Genomic DNA, 19,832 nt, shown 5'->3' on the forward strand with positions numbered 1-19,832 from the left:
CCTATCTGACCCACGGGCTTAATGGCCCACAGTCTGGTCGGCATCACCCTGCCTGACCGCTTCACCTTTCTGATTATCTGATGGCGACGCGGTACGTTCAATATACGAGGTCTCCCATTTCTACACGGCCTCAGCTTTAGCGCACGCCACAGCTGAGGCCGTGTAGAAATGGGAGACCTGACCCCGGATCTGGGTTAGCGCATGCCCGAGATGATTTGCTTCAGCTTGCCCGTGTCGGCGACGAAGGCGCGGATGCCTTCGGCGGTTTTCTCGGTTGCCATCGCGTCCTCGTTCACCATGAAGCGGAAGGTGGCTTCATCCATCGAGATTTTGCCGATGGTGGCGTTCTTGCCGCTGTCCGAACTCAGCTTGCGCTCGACCGGGGCCTCGCTGTCGGCCAGCTGTTGCAGCAGGTCCGGGCTGATGGTCAGCAGGTCGCAGCCGGCCAGTTCCAGGATCTGGCCGGTGTTGCGGAAGCTGGCGCCCATCACTTCGGTCTGGTAACCGAACTTGCGGTAGTAGTTGTAGATGCGCTTGACCGACTGCACGCCCGGATCTTCCGCGCCGGCGTAGTCGATGCCGGTCGACTTTTTGTACCAGTCGTAGATGCGGCCGACGAACGGCGAAATCAGCTGGGCGCCCGCTTCGGCGCAGGCGATCGCCTGCGGCAGCGAGAACAGCAGCGTCATATTGGTGTGGATGCCTTCTTTTTCCAGGATCTCGGCGGCCCGGATGCCCTCCCAAGTCGACGCCATTTTGATCAGGATGCGCTCGCGCTCGATGCCGTTCTTTTCATATAGCTTGATCAACTCGCGGCCCTTGGCCACCGAGCCGGCGGTGTTGAACGACAGCGCGGCGTCGATTTCGGTCGAGACGCGGCCCGGAATCACGCGCAGGATCTGCTTGCCGAACGCTACCAGCAGGTGGTCGATCACCTCGCCGGTGCTGGCGTCCAGATTGTCGCGCACGGCTTTTTCCAGCAGCGGCTTGTACTCGTCCTTCTGCACCGCCTTCAGGATCAGCGACGGATTGGTGGTGGCGTCGCGCGGCGTGTATTGCTGGATGGCCTGGAAATCGCCGGTGTCGGCAACTACGGTGGTGTATTGTTTGAGTTGTTCGAGTTGGTTCATAAGCACTGCCATTCTGATAAAGAAGTTGTTGTCCGTTTATTTTACTCCGAAGCCGCCGCGGTTCCGCTCAATTCAGCCCAGCCGCATGACAATTGCGCCACAGGCGATCAGGCTGACGGCGACAATCCGCCCCGGCGCCAGCCGTTCGCGCAGGAACAGGGCGGCAATGACGGCGGCAAACAGGATTGAGGTTTCGCGCAGCGCCGCCACCGCCGCCACCGGCGCCAGCGTCATGGCCCACAGCGCCAGCCCGTACGAGGCCAGCGTGCCGCCGCCGCCCAGCAGCAGCACGCGCGCATGGCGCCGCGCGTAGGCCGGCAGTTCGGCCCAGCGGTTGGTGGAGCACAAGAGCAGCAGCACGGCGGTCAGCACGAACAGCCACATGGTATAGCCGGCCGGGGCGCCCGAGCGCCGCACGCCGACCGCGTCGATCATGGTGTAGGCGGCGATGACGGCGGCGTTCAGCAGCGCATAACCGGTGGCGCGGCGGCGGGCGTCGCGGTTGGCGGCGGTGTCGGCGCCGGCCCGGGCGCCGCGCAGGATGGTCAGGGTCAGCACGCCGCCGCAGATCAGCATGACGGCGAGGTCCTGGCGCAGGTGCAGCCGTTCGCCCAGCAGCGGCATGCTGGCCAGCGCCACCAGCAGCGGCGCGGCGCCGCGCATCAGCGGATAGGCCTGGCTCATGTCGCCGTGGCGGTAGGCGGCCGCCAGCAGCCGGTAGTAGATCACCTGGCAGCACGCCGACGCCGCCAGCCACGGCCAGCTGTCGGCGTGCGGCAGGACCGCGAACGGCAGCAGCGGCAGCGCCACCAGCCCGGCGCCGCAGGCCACCAGCAGGGTGCTCAGATATTTGTCGGGGCCGGCCTTGACCAGCGCATTCCAGCTGGCGTGCAGCAGTGCGGCCAGCAGCACGACGGTGACGACTTCGCCCGCCATCGGCTAGTCCGGGCGCGCGATCAGTTGCTGGATGGCCGCCAGCAGGGTGTCGAACGACACCGGCTTGCGGAAGAACAGGTCGTACGGCGGCAGCAGGTCGCGCGGCAGGATGCCGGCGCTGGTGAGGATGAACGGGATCGCGGCCAGTGCCGGATCGGCGCGCCACGCCACGCACAGGTCGGCGCCGTTCATGACCGGCATCATGTAGTCGGACACCACGATGTCGGGCCGCTCGCGCCGCGCCACCGCCAGCGCTTCGGCGCCGTTGGCGGCGGTGCGCACGCGGAAGCCGCGAAAGTCAAACAGCATGGTGTAGGCCGACAGGACGTCGAATTCGTCGTCGACCACCAGAATGAGCTTGCCATCCGGGTTGCTGTCCATGAGGGCGGGGTGATCGCTCATGGCCGCAGGCTACCGGTTCGGCACGGGCGGCGCGGAGGGGGGCACGGGACCGTCAATGCTCATGCCCAGGTCGGAAATGAGCAGCACATGGTTGGCGGCGTCGTAGCCGTTTTCGCGCAGCTTGAGCACGCCGATCTGGCGCAGGTTGATGCCGGCCACGTCCACATAGCGCAGCAGAATGATGTTTTCGAACAGCATCGAGGCGGTGACCTCGCCCTGCACCGTGCCGGCGCCGAAATACGGCAGTTCCTGGGTGAAGAAGGTGGTGACGTTGCGCACCCGCAGTTCGTTGACCAGCGCCGCCAGGAATGAGCGCGAGCGGCCCTCGTGCATGACGATTTCGCGCAGGCCGTCGATGCCGTCGATCAGCAGCCGCGTCACGCCGCGCTGTTCGATATTGCGCAGCAGGCCGTTGGCCAGGCTGTCGACCAGCACTTCCAGCGGCGGATGCCAGATGATCTGCAACGCGCCGTTGTGGAAGTAGGTGGCCAGGTCGAGGCCGACGCTGCGGGCCTTTTCCAGCAGCCGCTGCGGCGACTCGTAGAAGCCGACAATCAGCGCCTGTTCACCGCGCTGCAGGCCGTCGTGGATGAAGTGCAGGCCCATCAGCGTCTTGCCGACCCCCGGATTGCCGAGCAGGGCGGTGGTCGAGCCACGCGCCACGCCGCCCTTGGTCAGGCCGTCCCAGCCGGGGATGCCGAAGCTGACCCGGCCCGCCGCCGCCGTCGGCATGGCCGGCGACAGGCTGCTGACCGCCTCCAGCCGCGGATAGATGGCGACGCCGTCCTCGCCCACCTCGAACACGTGGCGGCCCAGCAGATGCTTGCTGCCGCGCAGCTTGAACACCTTGATCTCGCGGATCAGTTGCAGGCCGTGTTCGTATTGGCTCAGTTCGATCAAGCCGTCGACCAGCGTGTTTTCGGAATCGGCCTGGTTGCCCTCGGTGGGCGAGAGCAGGAAGGTGGTGCATTCCATGGTGGACACCAGCGAATTGAGCGACAGCATGAATTCGGACAGCGCCACGTCCGATGGCTTGGCCTCGCGCACGGTGCGGAAACCGTCGATGATCATGATGTCCGGCTTTTGCTCGGCCAGCGTGGCGGCGATCGATTTGAGCAGTTCGCGCAGGCCGCCCTTGAGCAGATCGCTGTAGGCGCCAATGAAGACGATGCGCTCGCCCACCAGTTGTTCGTCGAAGAACGAGAAATTGCTCAGGTGATTCAGCATCTTGCCGTGGGTCTCGGCGATCAGCGTCAGGATCAGCACCTTCTTGCCCTGGTGCGCATGCTGGAAACCGATCTGGCACGCCAGTGTGGTCTTGCCGCTGCCCGCCAGGCCCTGGATCAGGTACAGGCTGTGCGCAGGAAAGCCGCCACCCAGGATGTCGTCAAGGCCGGGAATGTTGGTGCTGAGCAGGGGGATGCGCTGGGGAAGACGGTTGTGCATGGCGCAAAGTTGTAGATGCAGCAAATAATCCATGCACTGTAGCACACCCGCCGTAAAGCCGCCTAGCCGATAAAGGAATCGAACTGCAGGTCGAACTCCTGCAGGGCTTTCTGGGCGTTTTGCATTTTCTTGCGGAATTCCGGGCCGCGTTGCAGCGCCAGGCCGACCGCCAGCACATCGATCACCACCAGATAGGCCAGCCGCGCCGAAATCGGCGTGTACGGGTCGATGTTAAAGATCAGGTCGATCGGGATCAGCACCGTGGCCAGGTCGGCCAGCGGGGTGCCGGACGGCGCCAGCACGATCACCTCGGCGCCGCCGCGCTTGGCCAGCTTGACCGAGCGCACCAGCGACGGGCTGTTGCCGCGCTGCGAAATCGCCACCAGCGCGTCGCCGGTGCGCAGCAGCGCCGCGGCGATGCTGTGGATGTGCGGGTCGGCATAGGCCACGGTCGGCACGCCGGAGCGGAAGAACTTGTGCTGGGCGTCGGCGGCAACAATGCCGGACGTGCCCTGGCCGTAGAACTCGATCTTGTTGGCCTTGGACAGGATGTCCAGCGCCTTCTGAATCTGCTCCGGGTTCAGGTTGTTGCGCAGGTCCAGCAGGGTGTTGATCGAACGGCTGCAAATCTTGTTGACCAGGTCGGCCGCGAGGTCGTCCTGGGTCGGCTGTTCGTTCAGGCCCGGCAAGGCCAGCGCCAGGCCCTGCGCCAGCTTGAGCTTGAACTCATGCCAGCCGTCGTAGCCCAGCGTGCGGCAAAACCGCACCACGGTCGGTTCGGACACCTGGGCGTTCTTGGCCAGCGCAGTGATGTTCTGGTTGACCGTCTGCGTCGGGTGTTCGAGCACGGCCAGCGCCACCTTGCGCTCCGATTTGGAGAGCGAGTCGAGCTGGGTGCGGATGGAATCCAGCAGCATCTACATTAATCCTCAGGCAGCACTTCTTCGCGCCATTGCAGGCCGTCGCGGCCGATCAGCGCGGAGGCGGCAGCCGGACCCCAGGTGCCGGAGGCGTACGGCAGCGGGTAGCTGTCGTCCGATTCCCAGTTGTTGAGGATAGGCTCGACCCATTCCCACGCCGCTTCCAGCTCGTCGCCGCGCATGAACAGCGTCAGCTGGCCGCGCAGCACGTCGAGCAGCAGGCGCTCGTAGGCTTCCATGCGCGGCGATTTGAACTGCTCGCGGAAGTCCAGTTCCAGCTCGGCTTGTTTCAGGCGCATACCGTCGCCCGGCGTTTTCGCCATCAGGTTCATGCGCAGGCCTTCGTCCGGCTGCAGGCGGATCACCAGCGAATTGGGCTGGAAGCTGTTGGTCGGCTGGGCGAAGATCGAGTGCGGGATCTGCTTGAAGCGCACCACGATTTCCGCCAGGCCGTCGGCCATGCGCTTGCCGGTACGCAGGTAGAACGGCACGCCGGCCCAGCGCCAGGTGTCGATTTCCGCCTTCATGGCGACAAAGGTTTCGGTGCGCGAATGTTCCGGCGCATCCGGTTCGTCGCGGTAGCTCGGCACGGCCTTGCCGTCGACGTGGCCGGCGCGGTACTGGCCGCGCACGATGTTCTGCGCCAGCGTGGTCGGCGTGAATTTCTTCAGCGAGCGCAGCACTTGCAGCTTGGAGTCGCGCACGGCGTCCGGCGAAATCGAGGTCGGCGGTTCCATGGCGACGATACACAGCAGCTGCAACAGATGATTCTGCAGCATATCGCGCAGCGCGCCGGAGGTGTCGTAGTAGCCCAGGCGGTTGCCCACGCCCAGTTTCTCGGCGATGGTGATCTGCACGTCGGAGATCCATTCGCGGCGCCACAGCGGCTCGAACAGGATGTTGCCGAAGCGCAGGGCCAGCAGATTCTGCACGGTTTCCTTGCCGAGGTAATGGTCGATCCGGTAGATCTGCGATTCCTCGAACACCTTGCCGACTTCGGCGTTGATCTGCTTGGCCGAGGCCAGGTCGCGGCCCAGCGGTTTTTCCAGCACCACGCGCGAGTTCGGCGTGACCAGGCCGTTTTCCTTGAGCGCTTCGCAAATCTGCGAGAAGATCGCCGGCGGCGTGGCCAGGTAGTAGACCTTGGTGATGGCCTCGTCCTTGCGCAGCGCCTCCACCAGCGGCTTGTAGCTGCCGGCGTCGGTGGCGTTGAGCGAGACGTAGACGATGCGTTTGGTAAAGCGGTCCCAGTCGGCCGGCGTTACGGCCGGCGATTTGATCAGGGGCTTGGAGGTGGTCTCAACGGTTTGCAGGAATTCTTCCTGGCTGGCGTCCGCGCGGCCGACGCAGATGATGCGGGCGGTCGCAGGCAGGTCTTTGGCGACGTCGCGCGCGTACATTGCGGGCAGGAGTTTGCGCATCGCCAGATCGCCGCTGCCGCCAAACAGAACCAGATCAAAATCGGAAAGAGCCATAGTATGAAAATCGTCGCAAAAAAAGTGCCGAAGGAATGGCCGCGAGCTGGCTGCGGCCGCCAATGTAAATTTACTACTTATAAGAGCCGTTTGCAAGAAATTTTACTACATAAATGCGCCTCAGACGCGCGGCTCTCAACATGCTAGTGTTGCGCGCGTCCCGCATGTCGACCGCTTGAATTTCCATTGGGCAAAGGCACCTTTATAATGGTGGTTTCCCGCATGCGATCCCGCCCGCAGGGCCGCGCCTGATTGCGCGCACCGCGCCGGATCACGCAACGCATGCGCCGCCATTTCGCGGCACCGTCACCCATCGGCCTCGCCCCGCCGTCCGTCCCTTCGATAAATTATAAGCTGGCCCGGCATCGCGTGCAGTCGCGTTGTGCAGACTGGTCCGGCGTGGAGTGGTTCATGACCAAGCGATACGACCCTTTGCAGGCGATTGCCGTGCAAGCCGACAAGATGATGCTCTGCGTTCTATGGGCATTGCAGCTTTTCTCACTGGCGCTAGCGGGACTGCACGACACATGGCATCTGGCGCTGCTGATCGGCCTGCCGGCGGCCGGCGTGCCGAGCGCGCTGCACTACACGGCGCCCGGTTCGCTGCTGACACGCTGCGCGGTGTCGGTGGCGGTGATGGTGTTTGCGGCGCTGAACATCCATCAAGGCGCCGGCCTGACCGAGCTGCACTTCGGTATCTTCGTCTATCTTGCCTTCCTGCTGGCTTACCGCGACTGGCGGCCGATCGTGGTCGCGGCGGCGGTGATCGCCGTGCACCATCTGAGTTTTCACTATTTACAGGAATGGAACTATGGCGTGATGTGCTTCACCCGGCCGCAGCTGTCGACCGTGTTTATCCACGCAGCCTATGTGGTGGTGGAGTCGGCGGTGCTGATTTTCCTGGCCACGATATTGCGGCGCGCCGCCAACCAGGCGGCCGAGCTGGAAAGCATCGTCGCCGCGCTGGCCGCGATCGAGGGCCGCATCGACCTGTCGGCCACCGAGGCCAGGCCGCGCAGCCGCCTGGCGCGCTCGCTGCTGGAGATGCTGGTGACCATGCGCGACACCATCGCCGGCGTGCGTGATGGCGCGCATACCATCGCCGGGGCCTCGGGCGAGATCGCGCAGGGCAATGCTGAACTATCACGACGTACCGAGCGGCAGGCCGGCAGCATCGAACAGACGGCGGCGTCGATGGCGCGGCTGGCGGCCACGGTGCGCGCCAATAACGAAAGCGCGCGCCAGGCCAATGAGCTGGCGCAGAGTGCGTCCACCATCGCCGCCAAGGGCGGTGAAGCGGTGCGGCAGGTGGTCGATACCATGGGCGAGATCAACGCCTCGTCGCGGCAGATTGTCGACATCATCTCGGTGATCGACGGCATCGCCTTCCAGACCAATATCCTGGCCTTGAACGCGGCGGTGGAAGCGGCGCGCGCCGGCGAACAGGGCCGGGGCTTTGCGGTGGTGGCGTCGGAAGTGCGCAGCCTGGCGCACCGCTCGGCGGCGGCGGCCAAGGAAATCAAGGAGCTGATCAGCAATACCGTGCAGACGGTAGAAGGCGGCAACAAGCTGGTGGAAGAAGCCGGCGCCACCATGCTGGAAGTAGTGGACAGCGTGCAGCGGGTGACGGCCATCATGGGCGAGATGAGCAACGCCAACCAGGAACAGAACGAAGGCATCGAGCGCATCAATAGCGCGATTGTCGAGTTTGACGAGAACACGCAGCAGAACGCGGCGCTAGTGGAAGAGGATGCCACGGCAGCCGATGCGCTGGCGCAGGAAGCGCAGCATCTGACGCAACTGGTGTCGGCCTTCAAGCTGGAAGTAGGCGGCGCGCGGGCGCTACCGCGTTGACGGTGAATCATGCCGGTGAGAGGGCGGCCGGCCGCATTCCGCCCTCTGACGGACGATTATTTACTGCTTGTAGCTTGGCTCGACACGGCCGGCAACGTCCATCGGGATCGCCAGCAGCTTGCCGCTCAGCGGGTACTGTTGCAGCTCGGCCGCAGGACGGGCGCCGGCGCTGGTGACGTACAGTGTGCGCAGGTCGGCGCCGCCGAAGGCCGGCATGGTTGGGCAGCGTACCGGCAGCTTGATTTCGTCCAGCAGGTCACCTTGCGGCGACAGCTTGGCGATGCGGGCGCCTTCAAACATCGCGACCCAGTAATTGCCTTCGCTATCGACCGCTGCGCCGTCCGGACGGCCGCCGTAGTTGTTCTCCTTGTCTGCCGAGAACTGGTGCAGCACTTGCTGGTTGCTGACGGTGCCGGTGGCGACGTCGAAGTCGTAGCGCGAGACGCGGTGGGCGGCGGTGTCGGCGTGGTACATGGTCTGCTGGTCCGGGCTGAAGCCCAGGCCATTCGAGTTGGTCATGCCGCCGGCCCAGGCCTGGCGCAGCTTGCCCTGTTCCAGCACGTACATCTCGGCGGCCGGCTTGTCGCGCGGCTCGTAGATGGTGCCGACCCAGAAGCGGCCCGCAGGATCGACGTGGCCGTCGTTGAAACGGGTGATCGATTGATCGTATGGCGCCGCGATAATCTCGGTCAGTTTGACGTCGTCGCTGCTGGTGTCCAGATGCGCGAAACCGCTGCGCATGGCGACAACCAGGCCGCCCTGGTCGCTGATGGCCAGCGTGGCCGGCTCGCTGGCCAGCTTCCACGCACGGTGCGCGCCAGTGGCCGGATCGAGACGGTGCACCGTGAAGGCGGGAATGTCCACCCAGTATAGCGCCTGTTCCTGCGGATGCCACAGCGGGCATTCGCCCGTTTGCATGACGGCGTCGTACGCTACTGCGATGTGTGAATTGGGCATGTTAAGTAAGCTTAGATCCCCCGTCATTCCCGCGAACGCGGGAATCCATGCTGAGCGTCCTGTCGCGCTCTATGGATTCCCGCGAACGCGGGAATGACGAAGGTGGGGTTAAATGTGCTGCGCCGCTTTCGCCATGAAGATCAGGCCATTGGTCGAGCTGTCGTGACGTTCCGGTTTCACTTCACCGGTCAGTTCCGACTGGATGTTCTTGGCCAGGACTTTGCCCAGCTCCACGCCCCACTGGTCGAAGCTGTTGACGTCCCAGATCACGCCCTGCACAAAGGTCTTGTGCTCGTACAGCGCGATCAGGGCGCCCAGCGCGCCCGGCGTCAGCTGGTCCATCAAAATGGTGTTGGATGGGCGGTTGCCAGGGAAGGTCTTGTGCGGCACCAGCGCTTCGATCTGGTCGTCGCTGAGGTTCTGGCCGGCCAGGTCGGCGCGCACTTCGTCGGCGGTTTTACCGGTCATGAAGGCTTCCGACTGCGCGAAGCAGTTGGCCAGCAGCGCATCGTGATGGCCCGGCAGGTCATGCGTGGCGCGCAGTGCGGCGATGAAGTCGATCGGCACGATGTCGGTGCCCTGGTGCAGCAGCTGGAAGTACGCGTGCTGCGCGTTGGTGCCGCACTCGCCCCACACCACCGGGCAGGTGGGCGTATCCACTGCGGCGCCGTTGCGGGTCACGCGCTTGCCGTTGGATTCCATGTCCAGCTGTTGCAAGTAGGCGGCAAAGCGGTTCAGGTCCTGATGGTAGGGCGCGATCGACAGCGAGCCGCAGTCGAGGAACTGGCGGTTCCAGAAGCCGGTCATCGCCAGCAGCACCGGCATGTTCTGTTCCAGCGGCGCTTCGCGGAAGTGTTCATCCATGGCGTGCGCGCCGGCCAGGAAGTCGCTGAAGTAGCCGAAGCCTACCGCCAGCGCCACCGACAGGCCAATCGCCGACCACACCGAGTAGCGGCCGCCGACCCAGTCCCAGAACGGGAACATATTGGCGGTGTCGATGCCGAATTCCCCCACCGCCTTGGTGTTGGTGGAGACGGCCACGAAGTGCTTGGCCAGATTGTCCGCCGTGCCGCCGTTTTGCAGGAACCAGTCGCGCGCGCTGGTGGCGTTCAGCATGGTCTCGGCGGTGGTGAAGGTCTTCGACGCGATGATGAACAGCGTGGTTTCAGGATGCACCTGCGCCAGCGCCGCATCCATGTCATGGCCGTCGACGTTGGAGACGAAGTGCATCTTCAGGCGCGGATGCGCGTATGAGCGCAGCGCCAGCACCGCCATTTTCGGTCCCAGATCCGAGCCGCCGATGCCGACGTTGACGATGTCGGTGATCGGCTTGCCGCTGTAGCCCAGCCACTGGCCGTTGCGCACGCGGTCGGTAAATTCCTTGACGTGGTCCAGCACGGCGTGGACATCCGCGTTGACATCCTGGCCGTCAACCACCAGTGTCTTGCCGCGCGGCATGCGCAATGCGGTGTGCAGTACGGCCCGTTGTTCGGTAAGATTGATCTTCTCGCCCCGCAGCATGGCGTCGCGCTGGGCTTCCACGCCGCGCTCGCGGGCCAGATCCAGCAACAGGCCGACGGTGGTGGCGTCCAAGCGGTTCTTGGAATAATCCAGGAACAGGCCGGCGGCATCGACCGTCAGTTTCGGGAAACGTTGTGCGTCGCTGGCGAACAACTGGCGCAGTTGCCATTGTTTGGCGTCGACGGCGTGGGATGCGAGGGCTTGGAAGCTGGCAGTGGAAGTGAGTGCAGGCTGGCGCATAATGTTGGCAGATGGAGAAGGATGGTCGAATGATACAGGAAAAACAGGTAAATTCACTACGGTTTGCATACCGTGCCCGAATATTTACGCCTGTAAAACGGATGGTTACGCCGTGTTGCTGATCGCCAGCGCAAGCCAGCCGAAGCCCGTCAACTATATAGAAAGGGCGGCGGGTTTCAAGATTTTGTAGTAAAATTTCACGGAATCCATTCATAAGGAACGATCATGGCGTTGCATCCAGTCCTGGAAACTGTCACCAATCGCATTATTCAGCGTAGCAAACCTTCGCGCGGCGCGTATCTGGCGCATCTCGAAGCGGCCCGCGTCAAAGGCGGCCCGCAGCGCGGCACGCTGGCCTGTACCAATCTGGCGCACGGCTTTGCCGCTTTCCCCGCCAACGATAAATTGGTGCTGAAAGAGATCAAGAAGCCATCGGTGGCGATTATTTCGGCCTACAACGACATGCTGTCGGCGCACCAGCCGTTCGAGCGCTATCCAGAGATTATCAAACAAGCCGTGCGCGAAGTCGGTGCGGTGGCGCAGTTTGCCGGCGGTACGCCTGCCATGTGTGACGGCGTCACGCAGGGACAGCCGGGCATGGAATTGTCGCTGTTCTCGCGTGACGCGATTGCCATGTCGGCCGCCATCGCGCTGTCGCACAATATGTTCGATTCGGCGGTGTACCTGGGCGTGTGCGACAAGATCGTGCCGGGCCTGCTGATCGGCGCGCTGCACTTCGGCCACCTGCCGGCGGTGTTCGTGCCGGCCGGTCCGATGACCACCGGCCTGTCGAATTCCGAGAAAGCCAAGATCCGCCAGCTGTACGCGCAGGGCAAGGTTGGCCGCGCCGAACTGCTGGAAGGCGAGTCGCAGTCCTACCACGGCGCCGGCACCTGTACCTTCTACGGCACCGCCAACAGCAATCAGATGCTGATGGAAGTCATGGGCCTGCACCTGCCGGGCGCCGCTTTCATCACCCCGAACACGCCGCTGCGCGATGAGCTGACCAAGGCTGCCGCACAACGCGCCGCCGTCATTTCGGATCAGGGCAACGAATACATCCCGGTTGGCCATGTGGTCGATGAGAAGGCCATCGTCAACGCCATCGTCGCGCTGCTGGCCACCGGCGGCTCGACCAACCACACGCTGCACCTGCCGGCGATCGCCAAGGCAGCCGGCATCGTGATCGACTGGAACGACTTCGACGAGTTGTCGAAAGTGGTGCCGCTGCTGTGCCGCATCTACCCGAACGGCGAAGCGGACGTGAACCACTTCCACGCTGCCGGCAGCACCGGTTTCGTCATCCGCGAACTGCTGGCAGCCGGCCTGCTGCACGACGACGTCACCACCATCCTGGGCAAGGGCCTGAGCAAGCACTGCGCCGAGCCGTTCCTGGGCGAAAACGACAAAGGCGTGGTGTTCAAGCCATCGCCGGCGGAATCGGGCGACGAAAAAGTGCTGCGCAAGCACGACAATCCATTCTCGCCGGACGGCGGCATGGTGCTGGTGCAGGGTAACCTGGGCCGCGCCGTGATGAAGGTATCGGCCGTCAAGCCGCATCACCGCACGGTGGAAGCGCCGGCGCTGGTGTTCAATTCGCAGGAAGACTTCATGGACGCGTACAAGACCGGTCAGCTGGACCGCGACTTCGTGGCCGTGCTGCGCTTCCAGGGCCCGCGCGCCAACGGCATGCCGGAACTGCACGCGCTGACCCCGGCGCTGGCCAACCTGCAGGACGCCGGCCGCAAAGTGGCGCTGGTGACCGACGGCCGCATGTCCGGCGCGTCGGGCAAGGTGCCGGCGGCGATCCACGTGTCGCCTGAGATCCTGGCCGGTGGTCCACTGGGCCTGGTGCGCGACGGCGATATCATCAAGGTGTGCGCCGAAACCGGCACGCTGGAAGCGCTGGTCGATTCGGCCGTATGGCACGCGCGCTCGATGGCGCATGCCGATATGTCGATCAACCAGATCGGCATGGGCCGCGAATTGTTCTCGATGTTCCGCAACAGCGTATGCGAAGCCGAGAAGGGTGCGACCACGTTCCCGCTGCCGTCGCCGATTGGCACCACGGTGGGCCTGCATGACAAAGAACCGGTCGGTAACACCGTGCCGGGTTCCGACGAAGATTTCTCGACGAAGAAAGCAACCTAATCATGACCATGACTCTGCTCGACATTATGCGTACCTCGGCCGTGATCCCAGTGATCGCGATTGACGACCCTGAACATGCCGTGCCGCTGGCGAAAGCGCTGGTGGCCGGCGGCATCCGCGTGCTGGAAGTCACGCTACGCACCAAGCATGGCCTGGGCGCGATCAAGGCGATGAGCGCAGTGGAAGGCGCCATCGTCGGCGTCGGCACGCTGACGCAGCCGGAAGAATTTGCTGCCGCGCGCGATGCGGGTGCGGTGTTCGGCGTATCGCCGGGCCTGACGGCCGCGCTGATCGCCGCCGCCAAGAGCAGCGGTCTGCCGCTGCTGCCGGGCGTGATGACGCCGTCGGAAGTGATGGCGGCGCGTGAACAGGGCTTCCGTCAACTGAAGCTGTTCCCGGCGGTGCCGGCGGGCGGCGTCGGCATGCTGAGCGCGATCAACGGCCCGCTGCCGGACGTCACCTTCTGCCCGACCGGCGGCATCTCGCAAGAGACGGCGTCGCAGTTCCTGGCGCTGAAGAACGTCGCCTGCGTGGGCGGTTCGTGGCTGACGCCAAAAGACGCCATCGCCGCCGGCGACTGGGGCCGCATCACCGACCTGGCAAAAGCCGCCAGCGGCCTGCGTTAATTTGTAGTCAGGCCCACTCCAGGCCGAAGGGCAGTGCGGGTGGGCCGGTGGATCTTCTTAGCCACTCAGCTTGTTGTACAGCGTACCGGGCCAGCGTTGCGTGATGCGGCTACAGTGCATCTCGAACTCGTCGCCGTCCTTGGTTTTGGTGGCGTGGAAGTGGTTGATGGCGATGCGGGTCGCGTCCTGCAGCGCGCCGGCTTCTGTGATCTGCTTGGGCAGCGGTTCATCCCGGATGTGCAACAGGTACTCGACGCGTTTGGGATCGGTGTTTTCGTCATACCAGATCTCAACCCGAATGCTGTCGTAATCATGCTCGCTCTCGGCATGACATCGTCCATGCCGCTTGGTCTCAAATTTAAACCGCATCGCGCTCCTCCGTTGATACACGGGATCAGCGTAGCATGCTTACCGGGCACGCGAAATATGCTTGCAAATCAGTAGTGTTTAGATTCCTGGGGAGGTATCGCGCTGTGTTTCATCGTTTCTCTTAAAGCGTCGTTAATCAAGCCTTGATAACCACGTCCCTGTGCCTGTGCTTTGGTGCAGAAGAAGGCGTAGACGTCATCATCCAGCCAGATTGAGGTGTGGGTTTTTCCTTCTGTGGATAATACGGGACCGTGTTGTCCTTTGCTGAAATCATAATCTTTGCGCATAATATTGCTCCGCTTCGCCTTTGCTGGCCTTGCGCGCGGAAATCAGTCGAGTGCGTGTGCCGCGCGGTGTATGAATGACGATCAGAACTCTTCCACTGGCGTCAGCGCCGAGCGTTGAAAAGCGCTGCTCATTAGCGATCCGAGTGTCTTCGGTGGTAATGGCGAGTTGGTCGTATAGCGCTTGTTCGGCCTGAGCAAAACTGACCCGGTGCTTGCGCAGATTTGCTCGCTCTTTTCTCGGATCGAATTCGACGTCGTTGAATTGATTATGCATCGACTATCTATATAGTCAAGCGAAGCCCAGTATGTTGTGCTTGGTCAAAGCCGCATCTGCAAGCCGATTGGCGACATGGTAAAGCCGTCAAGTTCCTGTGGTTCCGCGCCGCTGGCGGTTGCTATCGACGCGATGTCGAAGCTCGATAGCAGCATCGCGCTGGCGAGTTTGATTTCCAGTAGCGCCAGATAACGTCCCGGACAGGTGCGCACGCCGGCGCCGAAGGGCATCGATACCTGTTTGTTCATCGGCTGTGCGGCGCCGGCCAGCCAGCGTTCGGGATGGAAGTCGGCGGCGTCGGCAACGAAGTTGTTCGATACGCTGTCGTTCCGCATCACGCACCATACCAGGCTGCCCTTCGGCACTTGCACATCGCCGACCACGCTGTCGCGCAGTGCTTCCAGCGGAATGAATGGCGCCACCGGTTTGAGGCGCATGGCTTCCTGCGCGCAGGCGTCGAGATAATCCAGGCCGTCCATCTGCTCGATGGTGAACGCGCGCGGATCGGGCGCCACGCGCAGCACTTCGTCGCGCGCCTTTTGCATCGCAGCGGGATTCTGCTGCAACAGATACAGCATCCACGCCAGCGTGTTGCTGGTGGTGTCCTCACCGGCCAGCAGCATGGTGGCGACGTTGCCGGCCACCGCCACGTCATCGACGCCGCTGCCGCCTTCATCTGCCGCGCAGATCATCGCTTCCAGCAGATTGGCCGGACGCACGCGCCGCTCCGGTTCCGCCGCCAGCCGCGCGCGGGCGGTGGCGATCAGGCCATCGATGGACTGGTTCAGCGCCATCAGGCTGGCGTCCAGCTGGCGGTCCTGCGGCAGTCTCACATAGCGCCAGTAAGGGAACAGCGCCATCGAACGGCGCGCCACGGCCGGCAGCACAATGTCCATATGACGCTGGATCACATCCTCGCCGCCGTCGATGGTATTGACGTCGCTGCCAAACGCCAGCCCGGCGATGATGTCGACGCTGAAGCGCTTCAAGTCCTCGGTCAGGTCGATGACGCGGCCGTCGCGAGCGGCCCGCTGCCAGTGCTGTTGCAGCCGCAGCCCCACCGCCACCAGCGACGGGAAATACGCCTTTACCGCATGCGGCGCCAGCGCCGTCATCACCATGCGCCGCTGGTCGCGCCACGCCGCGCCTTCGGCCAGGAACAAGCCGGGACGGCCACCCATTTCGTCCGACACGGTAGCGGTGATGGAGGGGCGGCGGAAGCCATCCGGCCGGTCGCGCAGCACCGCGCTCACCAGTTCATGCGACGCCACCACCAGCATTTGCGTGCGGCCAAAGCTGATCTTGAACAGCGGGCCGTATTGCCTGGCCCAGCCTTCCAGGTCCTGATGCAGTCGCGTGGGCGTTATCTGCGGCAGGTTGCCGGCCAGCGGCCATGGACGTGGTCCGGGCAGGTCGGCGATGTGGCGAAGTTCGGCTGCAATGGTGTTATACATGGCTGCTCCTTAGTTGACGATGGCCCAGTGTGCGCCTGACTACATTCGTTGTATTGAATGATTCCGACATCGGCTCCTGGTATAAACTGCCTGGCATGGAACCTACGACCCGACTGATTTTTCCGCGCAAATCGCTGGCATCGTGCGTGCGGGCGACCATCGTTCGCAGCACGGTGGAGACGCCGCTGGCCAGCGATGGCGACCGCCTCAATCACTATCCGGCCACGCCGCATTGCTGGGTGACGTTCTACATCGAAGGCGACACGGAAGTGCTGCTGCCAGAGGACGCGCCGCAGGAACGCTTCCGCGCCGTCTTCGGCGGACCGCAGACGCGACCGATCACCACCTACAATCCCGGCCCGGTGCGCATGCTGATGGTGATGTTTTATCCGCACGCGCTGCATGCGCTGTGCGGCATCGACGTGGCGGAGTGGGTGGACCGTTGGGATGACATCAAGGCGCTGGGTCCCGAGTGGCAGGCGCTGGCCGATGCGGTACTGGCCGCGCCGGACGATGCGGCGCGGCTGGCGCTGGTCGATAATTTCCTGGAGCCGCGCTGGCAGGCCGCGCGTCCCGGCGGCGCAGGCGCCATCGCCGGCGACTGGGTGCGCCATCTGGCCACCGAGGTTGCGGACACCGCGCTGGGACGCGGCGTGCGCAATATCGAGCGCCGCATCAAGGCCCGCGCCGGACAGCCGATGCGCAAGCTGCTGCGCCGCCAGCGCGCCGAGCACACCTTCTTCGAGGCGCGTGAGGATTACCTGTCCGGCAAAGCCGTATGGTCCGACATCGCCGCGCGCGGCGGCTATTCGGACCAGGCACATTTTTGCCGCGAAGCGCGCGAAATCACTGGCCGCACGCCGCTGGAACTGGCGCGCGTGCTGGCCTCCAGCGACGAAAGCTACTGGATTTACCGCGTCTGGACTTAGCCCGGCTGCACGGCGGCGACCAGGTTGCGGCCATTGCGCTTGGCCTGGTACAGCGCGCGGTCGGCGGCGCCGATCAGCGCTTCCACCTCCACTGGCGCGTCGCTTTTTTGCGTGGCGATGCCGATGCTGACCGTGATCTGCTGCGACGCATCGGTGGTGCGCTCGTGCGGTATCGCCAGCTCCTGCGCCCGCGCGCGGATCGACTCCGCCATCAGCAGCGCCTGATCGACGTCGGTATCCGGCAATATCATCGCAAACTCCTCGCCGCCGTAGCGCGCCATCAGGTCGCACGGGCGCTTGAGCATATCCGCCAGCGCTGCCGCCACCTGGATCAGGCACTGGTCGCCTTTCTGGTGGCCGTAGTGATCGTTGTAGGCCTTGAAGTGGTCGATGTCGATCATCAGCAGCGACAACGGCGTGCCGCCACGCTTGGCGCGCCGGTGTTCCTTCTCCATCGCCACGTCGAAGTGGCGGCGGTTGGCGATGCCGGTCAGGCCGTCGGCAAACGTCTGCGAGCGCAGCACCATGGCCTGCTCGCGCAGCAGCTTCTCGCGGGTTACCGCGATGCTGACATCGGTGACCTGGATCAGGCAGTGGCGCGGTGCGCCGTCCACTTCCACCGGCGTCACTTCCACCGCCTGCTGGATGCGTTCATCGCGCGCATACAGCGGGAACGGCGCCTTGTTCAGCGTCTGCGACAGCAGCGAAGGGAAGTTGTTGTATAGCGCGTACTGGATGGCGGCGTCCACGCGGCCGCCGCGCAGCTCCGGGCAGACGGCGAAGAAGTCGCGGCCCGCCACTTGTTCGTGCGCCAGTCCGGAATGTTTGATCATCCACGCATTCCACAATGCGATGCGGCGCTGGTGATCGAGCACGATGGCGCCCACGTTCACCGCGCAGAACACGCTTTCCAGCAGGGGCAGGCGCGAGCAGTTCATGTCTGCCCCATGACGCGTGCGATGTACAGGTTGATCTGGTCTTTCAGGTCGTGCAGCGCGGAGATGGCCAGCACAAAGGCGACGTAGCCGTGGATCTGGTGCCTCTCCAGCAGGAAGTCGATGTGCAGCATCAGCACCACGGTATCGGCCTGGCTGCCGCCGGTGGTGGCGGTGAGGATTTCGTCGCTGGTGCCGACGTGGTACTGCGGCAGCGATCCTTGCAATTCGCGCTGGAAGATATTGGCCAGCGTGCCGACGCAGGAGTTGAGCATGATGTTGCCGATCTCGCACATGGCTTCCTGCTCCATGTCGGTCAGCTCCTTCAGCGGCACCGCTTCGCCCACCATCAGGCGCACGATCTCCAGGCTTTTATCTTCGGGGAACATGAGAATGGCTTCGGTCTCGAAGGCGCCGGCGTAATGCTGGCTGACGCCGCAGATGCGCTCCGGCCCGGCATCGCCCGCACCGAGCAGCCGCGCCGCCTCGGCGCGCGCGATGAAGCTGATCGACGGCACCGACATGCGCACCGCTTCGTTGACGATGGCGCTCATCGACGCCGCCGCGTGGCCGACGCCGATGTTGAAGATCTCGATCAGTGCATCGTTTTCCAGTTCGCTCAGCGTGAACATGGTTACGCCGCTTCCAGCGTGGCCACCAGCTGCGCGATGCGCGCCTCGGTGATCGGCTTTTCAACGAAACCGATGCCCATGGCGGCGGCGCGCTCGCGCGTGGCGGTCTGCACGTTGGCGGTCAGCAGCGAGATCGGCACGGCGGGGAACTCCTGGCGCAACTGCTCGGCGGCGGCGATGCCGCCCATGCCGGGCATGTTGACGTCCATCAGGATCAGGTCGGGCGGGGCGCTGCGCGCCTTGAGCAGTGATTCCTCGCCGGTGCCGGCTTCCTCGACGATCCAGTCGGCGTGCATGCTGACGATGTACTGGCGCGCCATCATCCGCGAGACGCGGCTGTCGTCGACTATCAGAACAGTTTTGGTGCTGGTCATGTGCTTCCCCGGCAATCTTGTCATAGGCCTGCGCTGTAGCCATTCTCGCATACTCAATGGCCTGACTGACCACAGGTGTTGTTACGTTTATACGCTTATTGCACGGTGTTGTCCGTGCGCAATTTTTAAGCAAAAAACGGGATGGTAAAATAGCGCCATCCGATTTCCCCTCTCTTATGTATTTATCATGACCCAAGACGAACTGAAACAAGCCGTAGCCCGCACCGCCATCGACTATGTGGTGAAAAACCAGATCATCGGCGTCGGCACCGGCTCCACCGCCAACTTCTTCATCGACGAGCTGGCCAAGATCAAGGGCGACATCAAGGGCGCCGTGGCGTCGTCGGAGGCGACCGCCGCCCGCCTGCGCGCGCACGGCATCGAAGTGTTCGACCTGAACGACGTGCCGGAAATCGCCGTGTATATCGACGGCGCTGATGAAATCGACAACAGCGGCGCCATGATCAAGGGCGGCGGCGCGGCGCTGACGCGCGAGAAGATCGTCGCATCGGTGGCCAAACAGTTCGTCTGCATCGCCGACGGTTCCAAGCTGGTGGACGTGATGGGCAAGTTCCCGCTGCCGGTGGAAGTGATTCCGATGGCGCGCGCGGCAGTGGCGCGCGAGCTGGTCAAGCTGGGCGGCACGCCGAAACTGCGCCTGAAACCCGGCACGGACGAGGCGTTTGTGACCGATAACGGCGGTTATCTGCTGGATGTGGCGGGGCTGTCGGTTACCGATCCGAAGGCGCTGGAAGCGCAGATCAACCAGATCGTCGGCGTGATCGCGGTGGGCTTGTTTGCGGCGCGTGGCGCCAATGTCTGCCTGCTGGGCACGGCGGAAGGCGTGAAGACGCTGAAGTTCTGATGGCGTGTCGTTCCGGCGAAAGCCGGAATCCATAGAACGGCGGAATCGCCGCTCA

General features: G+C 63.9%; 20 protein-coding genes. 5 read left to right on the forward strand and 15 right to left on the reverse strand.

All coding sequences use genetic code 11. The features are described 5' to 3' along the window. Window positions 1-194 precede the first annotated feature (194 nt). The 6 genes from tal to zwf form a co-directional block, all read right to left on the reverse strand. The gene (gene tal / locus GTP55_RS04840; protein WP_161043852.1) at window positions 195-1,130 is read right to left on the reverse strand and encodes a transaldolase; all 936 of its coding nucleotides are present in this window, start codon (window positions 1,128-1,130) and stop codon (window positions 195-197) included. Between the two features lie 72 nt (window positions 1,131-1,202). Continuing rightward, window positions 1,203-2,066, reverse strand: coding sequence for an EamA family transporter (locus GTP55_RS04845; RefSeq protein ID WP_161043853.1), 864 nt, complete (start codon window positions 2,064-2,066; stop codon window positions 1,203-1,205). 3 nt (window positions 2,067-2,069) lie between these two features. Then, window positions 2,070-2,468: a response regulator gene (locus tag GTP55_RS04850; RefSeq protein ID WP_229257750.1), complete on the reverse strand. Its 399-nt coding sequence runs from the start codon at window positions 2,466-2,468 to the stop codon at window positions 2,070-2,072. 9 nt (window positions 2,469-2,477) lie between these two features. Next, entirely contained in the window at window positions 2,478-3,914 is a 1,437-nt protein-coding gene (locus GTP55_RS04855) for an ATPase domain-containing protein (protein ID WP_229257751.1), read from the reverse strand. Between the two features lie 62 nt (window positions 3,915-3,976). Beyond that, window positions 3,977-4,831 (reverse strand): SIS domain-containing protein, encoded by an 855-nt coding sequence (locus tag GTP55_RS04860; protein WP_110844686.1) that lies wholly within the window; start codon window positions 4,829-4,831, stop codon window positions 3,977-3,979. Between the two features lie 5 nt (window positions 4,832-4,836). Then, the gene (zwf, locus tag GTP55_RS04865; RefSeq protein WP_161043855.1) at window positions 4,837-6,309 is read right to left on the reverse strand and encodes a glucose-6-phosphate dehydrogenase; all 1,473 of its coding nucleotides are present in this window, start codon (window positions 6,307-6,309) and stop codon (window positions 4,837-4,839) included. A 411-nt stretch (window positions 6,310-6,720) separates the two neighbouring features. Between zwf and GTP55_RS04870 the strand changes: the two genes are divergently transcribed. Beyond that, complete coding sequence (locus GTP55_RS04870; protein WP_161043856.1) at window positions 6,721-8,163, forward strand: methyl-accepting chemotaxis protein; 1,443 nt, start codon at window positions 6,721-6,723, stop codon at window positions 8,161-8,163. Window positions 8,164-8,223: 60 nt separating this feature from the next. On the opposite strand, the gene GTP55_RS04875 is transcribed toward GTP55_RS04870, so the two are convergent. Further along, the gene (locus GTP55_RS04875; RefSeq protein WP_161043857.1) at window positions 8,224-9,120 is read right to left on the reverse strand and encodes an SMP-30/gluconolactonase/LRE family protein; all 897 of its coding nucleotides are present in this window, start codon (window positions 9,118-9,120) and stop codon (window positions 8,224-8,226) included. Window positions 9,121-9,228: 108 nt separating this feature from the next. Beyond that, window positions 9,229-10,881, reverse strand: coding sequence for a glucose-6-phosphate isomerase (pgi, locus tag GTP55_RS04880; protein WP_161043858.1), 1,653 nt, complete (start codon window positions 10,879-10,881; stop codon window positions 9,229-9,231). Window positions 10,882-11,106: 225 nt separating this feature from the next. Here pgi and edd point away from each other — a divergent pair, with 225 nt between their 5' ends. Further along, window positions 11,107-13,032 carry a phosphogluconate dehydratase gene (edd, locus tag GTP55_RS04885; protein WP_161043859.1) on the forward strand — a complete coding sequence of 642 codons (1,926 nt, stop codon included), beginning with the start codon at window positions 11,107-11,109 and terminating at the stop codon, window positions 13,030-13,032. A gap of 2 nt (window positions 13,033-13,034) precedes the next feature. Further along, entirely contained in the window at window positions 13,035-13,658 is a 624-nt protein-coding gene (eda, locus tag GTP55_RS04890) for a bifunctional 4-hydroxy-2-oxoglutarate aldolase/2-dehydro-3-deoxy-phosphogluconate aldolase (protein WP_110844671.1), read from the forward strand. A gap of 57 nt (window positions 13,659-13,715) precedes the next feature. Here eda and GTP55_RS04895 read toward each other — a convergent pair whose 3' ends face one another. The 4 genes from GTP55_RS04895 to GTP55_RS04910 all read right to left on the reverse strand — a co-directional run bounded on the left by GTP55_RS04895 (window position 13,716) and on the right by GTP55_RS04910 (window position 16,042). Continuing rightward, window positions 13,716-14,027 carry a hypothetical protein gene (locus GTP55_RS04895; RefSeq protein WP_161043860.1) on the reverse strand — a complete coding sequence of 104 codons (312 nt, stop codon included), beginning with the start codon at window positions 14,025-14,027 and terminating at the stop codon, window positions 13,716-13,718. Between the two features lie 68 nt (window positions 14,028-14,095). Then, on the reverse strand, window positions 14,096-14,314 hold the full coding sequence (locus tag GTP55_RS04900) for a BrnA antitoxin family protein (protein WP_161043861.1): 219 nt from the start codon (window positions 14,312-14,314) through the stop codon (window positions 14,096-14,098). Beyond that, entirely contained in the window at window positions 14,298-14,588 is a 291-nt protein-coding gene (locus GTP55_RS04905; protein ID WP_161043862.1) for a BrnT family toxin, read from the reverse strand. The genes GTP55_RS04900 and GTP55_RS04905 overlap by 17 nt, the downstream gene beginning before the upstream one ends. Before the next feature lie 44 nt (window positions 14,589-14,632). Further along, window positions 14,633-16,042, reverse strand: coding sequence for a cytochrome P450 (locus GTP55_RS04910; RefSeq protein ID WP_161043863.1), 1,410 nt, complete (start codon window positions 16,040-16,042; stop codon window positions 14,633-14,635). Between the two features lie 95 nt (window positions 16,043-16,137). Between GTP55_RS04910 and GTP55_RS04915 the strand changes: the two genes are divergently transcribed. Next, complete coding sequence (locus GTP55_RS04915; protein ID WP_229257752.1) at window positions 16,138-16,971, forward strand: helix-turn-helix domain-containing protein; 834 nt, start codon at window positions 16,138-16,140, stop codon at window positions 16,969-16,971. On the opposite strand, the gene GTP55_RS04920 is transcribed toward GTP55_RS04915, so the two are convergent. The 3 genes from GTP55_RS04920 to GTP55_RS04930 are packed head-to-tail and all read right to left on the reverse strand — an operon-like array spanning window position 16,968 to window position 18,912. Further along, complete coding sequence (locus GTP55_RS04920; protein WP_161043864.1) at window positions 16,968-17,909, reverse strand: sensor domain-containing diguanylate cyclase; 942 nt, start codon at window positions 17,907-17,909, stop codon at window positions 16,968-16,970. The two genes, GTP55_RS04915 and GTP55_RS04920, sit on opposite strands and share 4 nt — an antisense overlap. Further along, window positions 17,906-18,538, reverse strand: a complete 633-nt coding sequence (locus tag GTP55_RS04925) for a chemotaxis protein CheC (RefSeq protein WP_161043865.1) — start codon at window positions 18,536-18,538, stop codon at window positions 17,906-17,908. The genes GTP55_RS04920 and GTP55_RS04925 overlap by 4 nt, the downstream gene beginning before the upstream one ends. A gap of 2 nt (window positions 18,539-18,540) precedes the next feature. Next, entirely contained in the window at window positions 18,541-18,912 is a 372-nt protein-coding gene (locus tag GTP55_RS04930) for a response regulator (protein ID WP_161043866.1), read from the reverse strand. 187 nt (window positions 18,913-19,099) lie between these two features. Between GTP55_RS04930 and rpiA the strand changes: the two genes are divergently transcribed. Further along, on the forward strand, window positions 19,100-19,777 hold the full coding sequence (gene rpiA / locus GTP55_RS04935; protein ID WP_161043867.1) for a ribose-5-phosphate isomerase RpiA: 678 nt from the start codon (window positions 19,100-19,102) through the stop codon (window positions 19,775-19,777). The last annotated feature ends 55 nt before the right edge of the window (window positions 19,778-19,832 follow it).

The sequence above is a fragment of the Duganella margarita genome (genome assembly GCF_009857535.1).
Taxonomy (GTDB): Bacteria; Pseudomonadota; Gammaproteobacteria; order Burkholderiales; family Burkholderiaceae_D; genus Rugamonas; species Rugamonas margarita.

Bases quoted from the DNA above. Each gene is read 5' to 3' on its own strand.
- GTP55_RS04930 (WP_161043866.1), bottom strand. From the start codon at position 18,912: ATGACCAGCACCAAAACTGTTCTGATAGTCGACGACAGCCGCGTCTCG.
- rpiA (WP_161043867.1), top strand. From the start codon at position 19,100: ATGACCCAAGACGAACTGAAACAAGCCGTAGCCCGCACCGCCATCGAC.
- GTP55_RS04920 (WP_161043864.1), bottom strand. From the start codon at position 17,909: ATGAACTGCTCGCGCCTGCCCCTGCTGGAAAGCGTGTTCTGCGCGGTG.
- zwf (WP_161043855.1), bottom strand. From the start codon at position 6,309: ATGGCTCTTTCCGATTTTGATCTGGTTCTGTTTGGCGGCAGCGGCGAT.
- GTP55_RS04895 (WP_161043860.1), bottom strand. From the start codon at position 14,027: ATGCGGTTTAAATTTGAGACCAAGCGGCATGGACGATGTCATGCCGAG.
- GTP55_RS04860 (WP_110844686.1), bottom strand. From the start codon at position 4,831: ATGCTGCTGGATTCCATCCGCACCCAGCTCGACTCGCTCTCCAAATCG.
- GTP55_RS04845 (WP_161043853.1), bottom strand. From the start codon at position 2,066: ATGGCGGGCGAAGTCGTCACCGTCGTGCTGCTGGCCGCACTGCTGCAC.
- GTP55_RS04905 (WP_161043862.1), bottom strand. From the start codon at position 14,588: ATGCATAATCAATTCAACGACGTCGAATTCGATCCGAGAAAAGAGCGA.
- GTP55_RS04855 (WP_229257751.1), bottom strand. From the start codon at position 3,914: ATGCACAACCGTCTTCCCCAGCGCATCCCCCTGCTCAGCACCAACATT.
- edd (WP_161043859.1), top strand. From the start codon at position 11,107: ATGGCGTTGCATCCAGTCCTGGAAACTGTCACCAATCGCATTATTCAG.
- pgi (WP_161043858.1), bottom strand. From the start codon at position 10,881: ATGCGCCAGCCTGCACTCACTTCCACTGCCAGCTTCCAAGCCCTCGCA.
- GTP55_RS04850 (WP_229257750.1), bottom strand. From the start codon at position 2,468: ATGAGCGATCACCCCGCCCTCATGGACAGCAACCCGGATGGCAAGCTC.
- GTP55_RS04925 (WP_161043865.1), bottom strand. From the start codon at position 18,538: ATGTTCACGCTGAGCGAACTGGAAAACGATGCACTGATCGAGATCTTC.
- GTP55_RS04900 (WP_161043861.1), bottom strand. From the start codon at position 14,314: ATGCGCAAAGATTATGATTTCAGCAAAGGACAACACGGTCCCGTATTA.
- GTP55_RS04875 (WP_161043857.1), bottom strand. From the start codon at position 9,120: ATGCCCAATTCACACATCGCAGTAGCGTACGACGCCGTCATGCAAACG.
- GTP55_RS04870 (WP_161043856.1), top strand. From the start codon at position 6,721: ATGACCAAGCGATACGACCCTTTGCAGGCGATTGCCGTGCAAGCCGAC.
- tal (WP_161043852.1), bottom strand. From the start codon at position 1,130: ATGAACCAACTCGAACAACTCAAACAATACACCACCGTAGTTGCCGAC.
- GTP55_RS04910 (WP_161043863.1), bottom strand. From the start codon at position 16,042: ATGTATAACACCATTGCAGCCGAACTTCGCCACATCGCCGACCTGCCC.
- GTP55_RS04915 (WP_229257752.1), top strand. From the start codon at position 16,138: ATGGAACCTACGACCCGACTGATTTTTCCGCGCAAATCGCTGGCATCG.
- eda (WP_110844671.1), top strand. From the start codon at position 13,035: ATGACCATGACTCTGCTCGACATTATGCGTACCTCGGCCGTGATCCCA.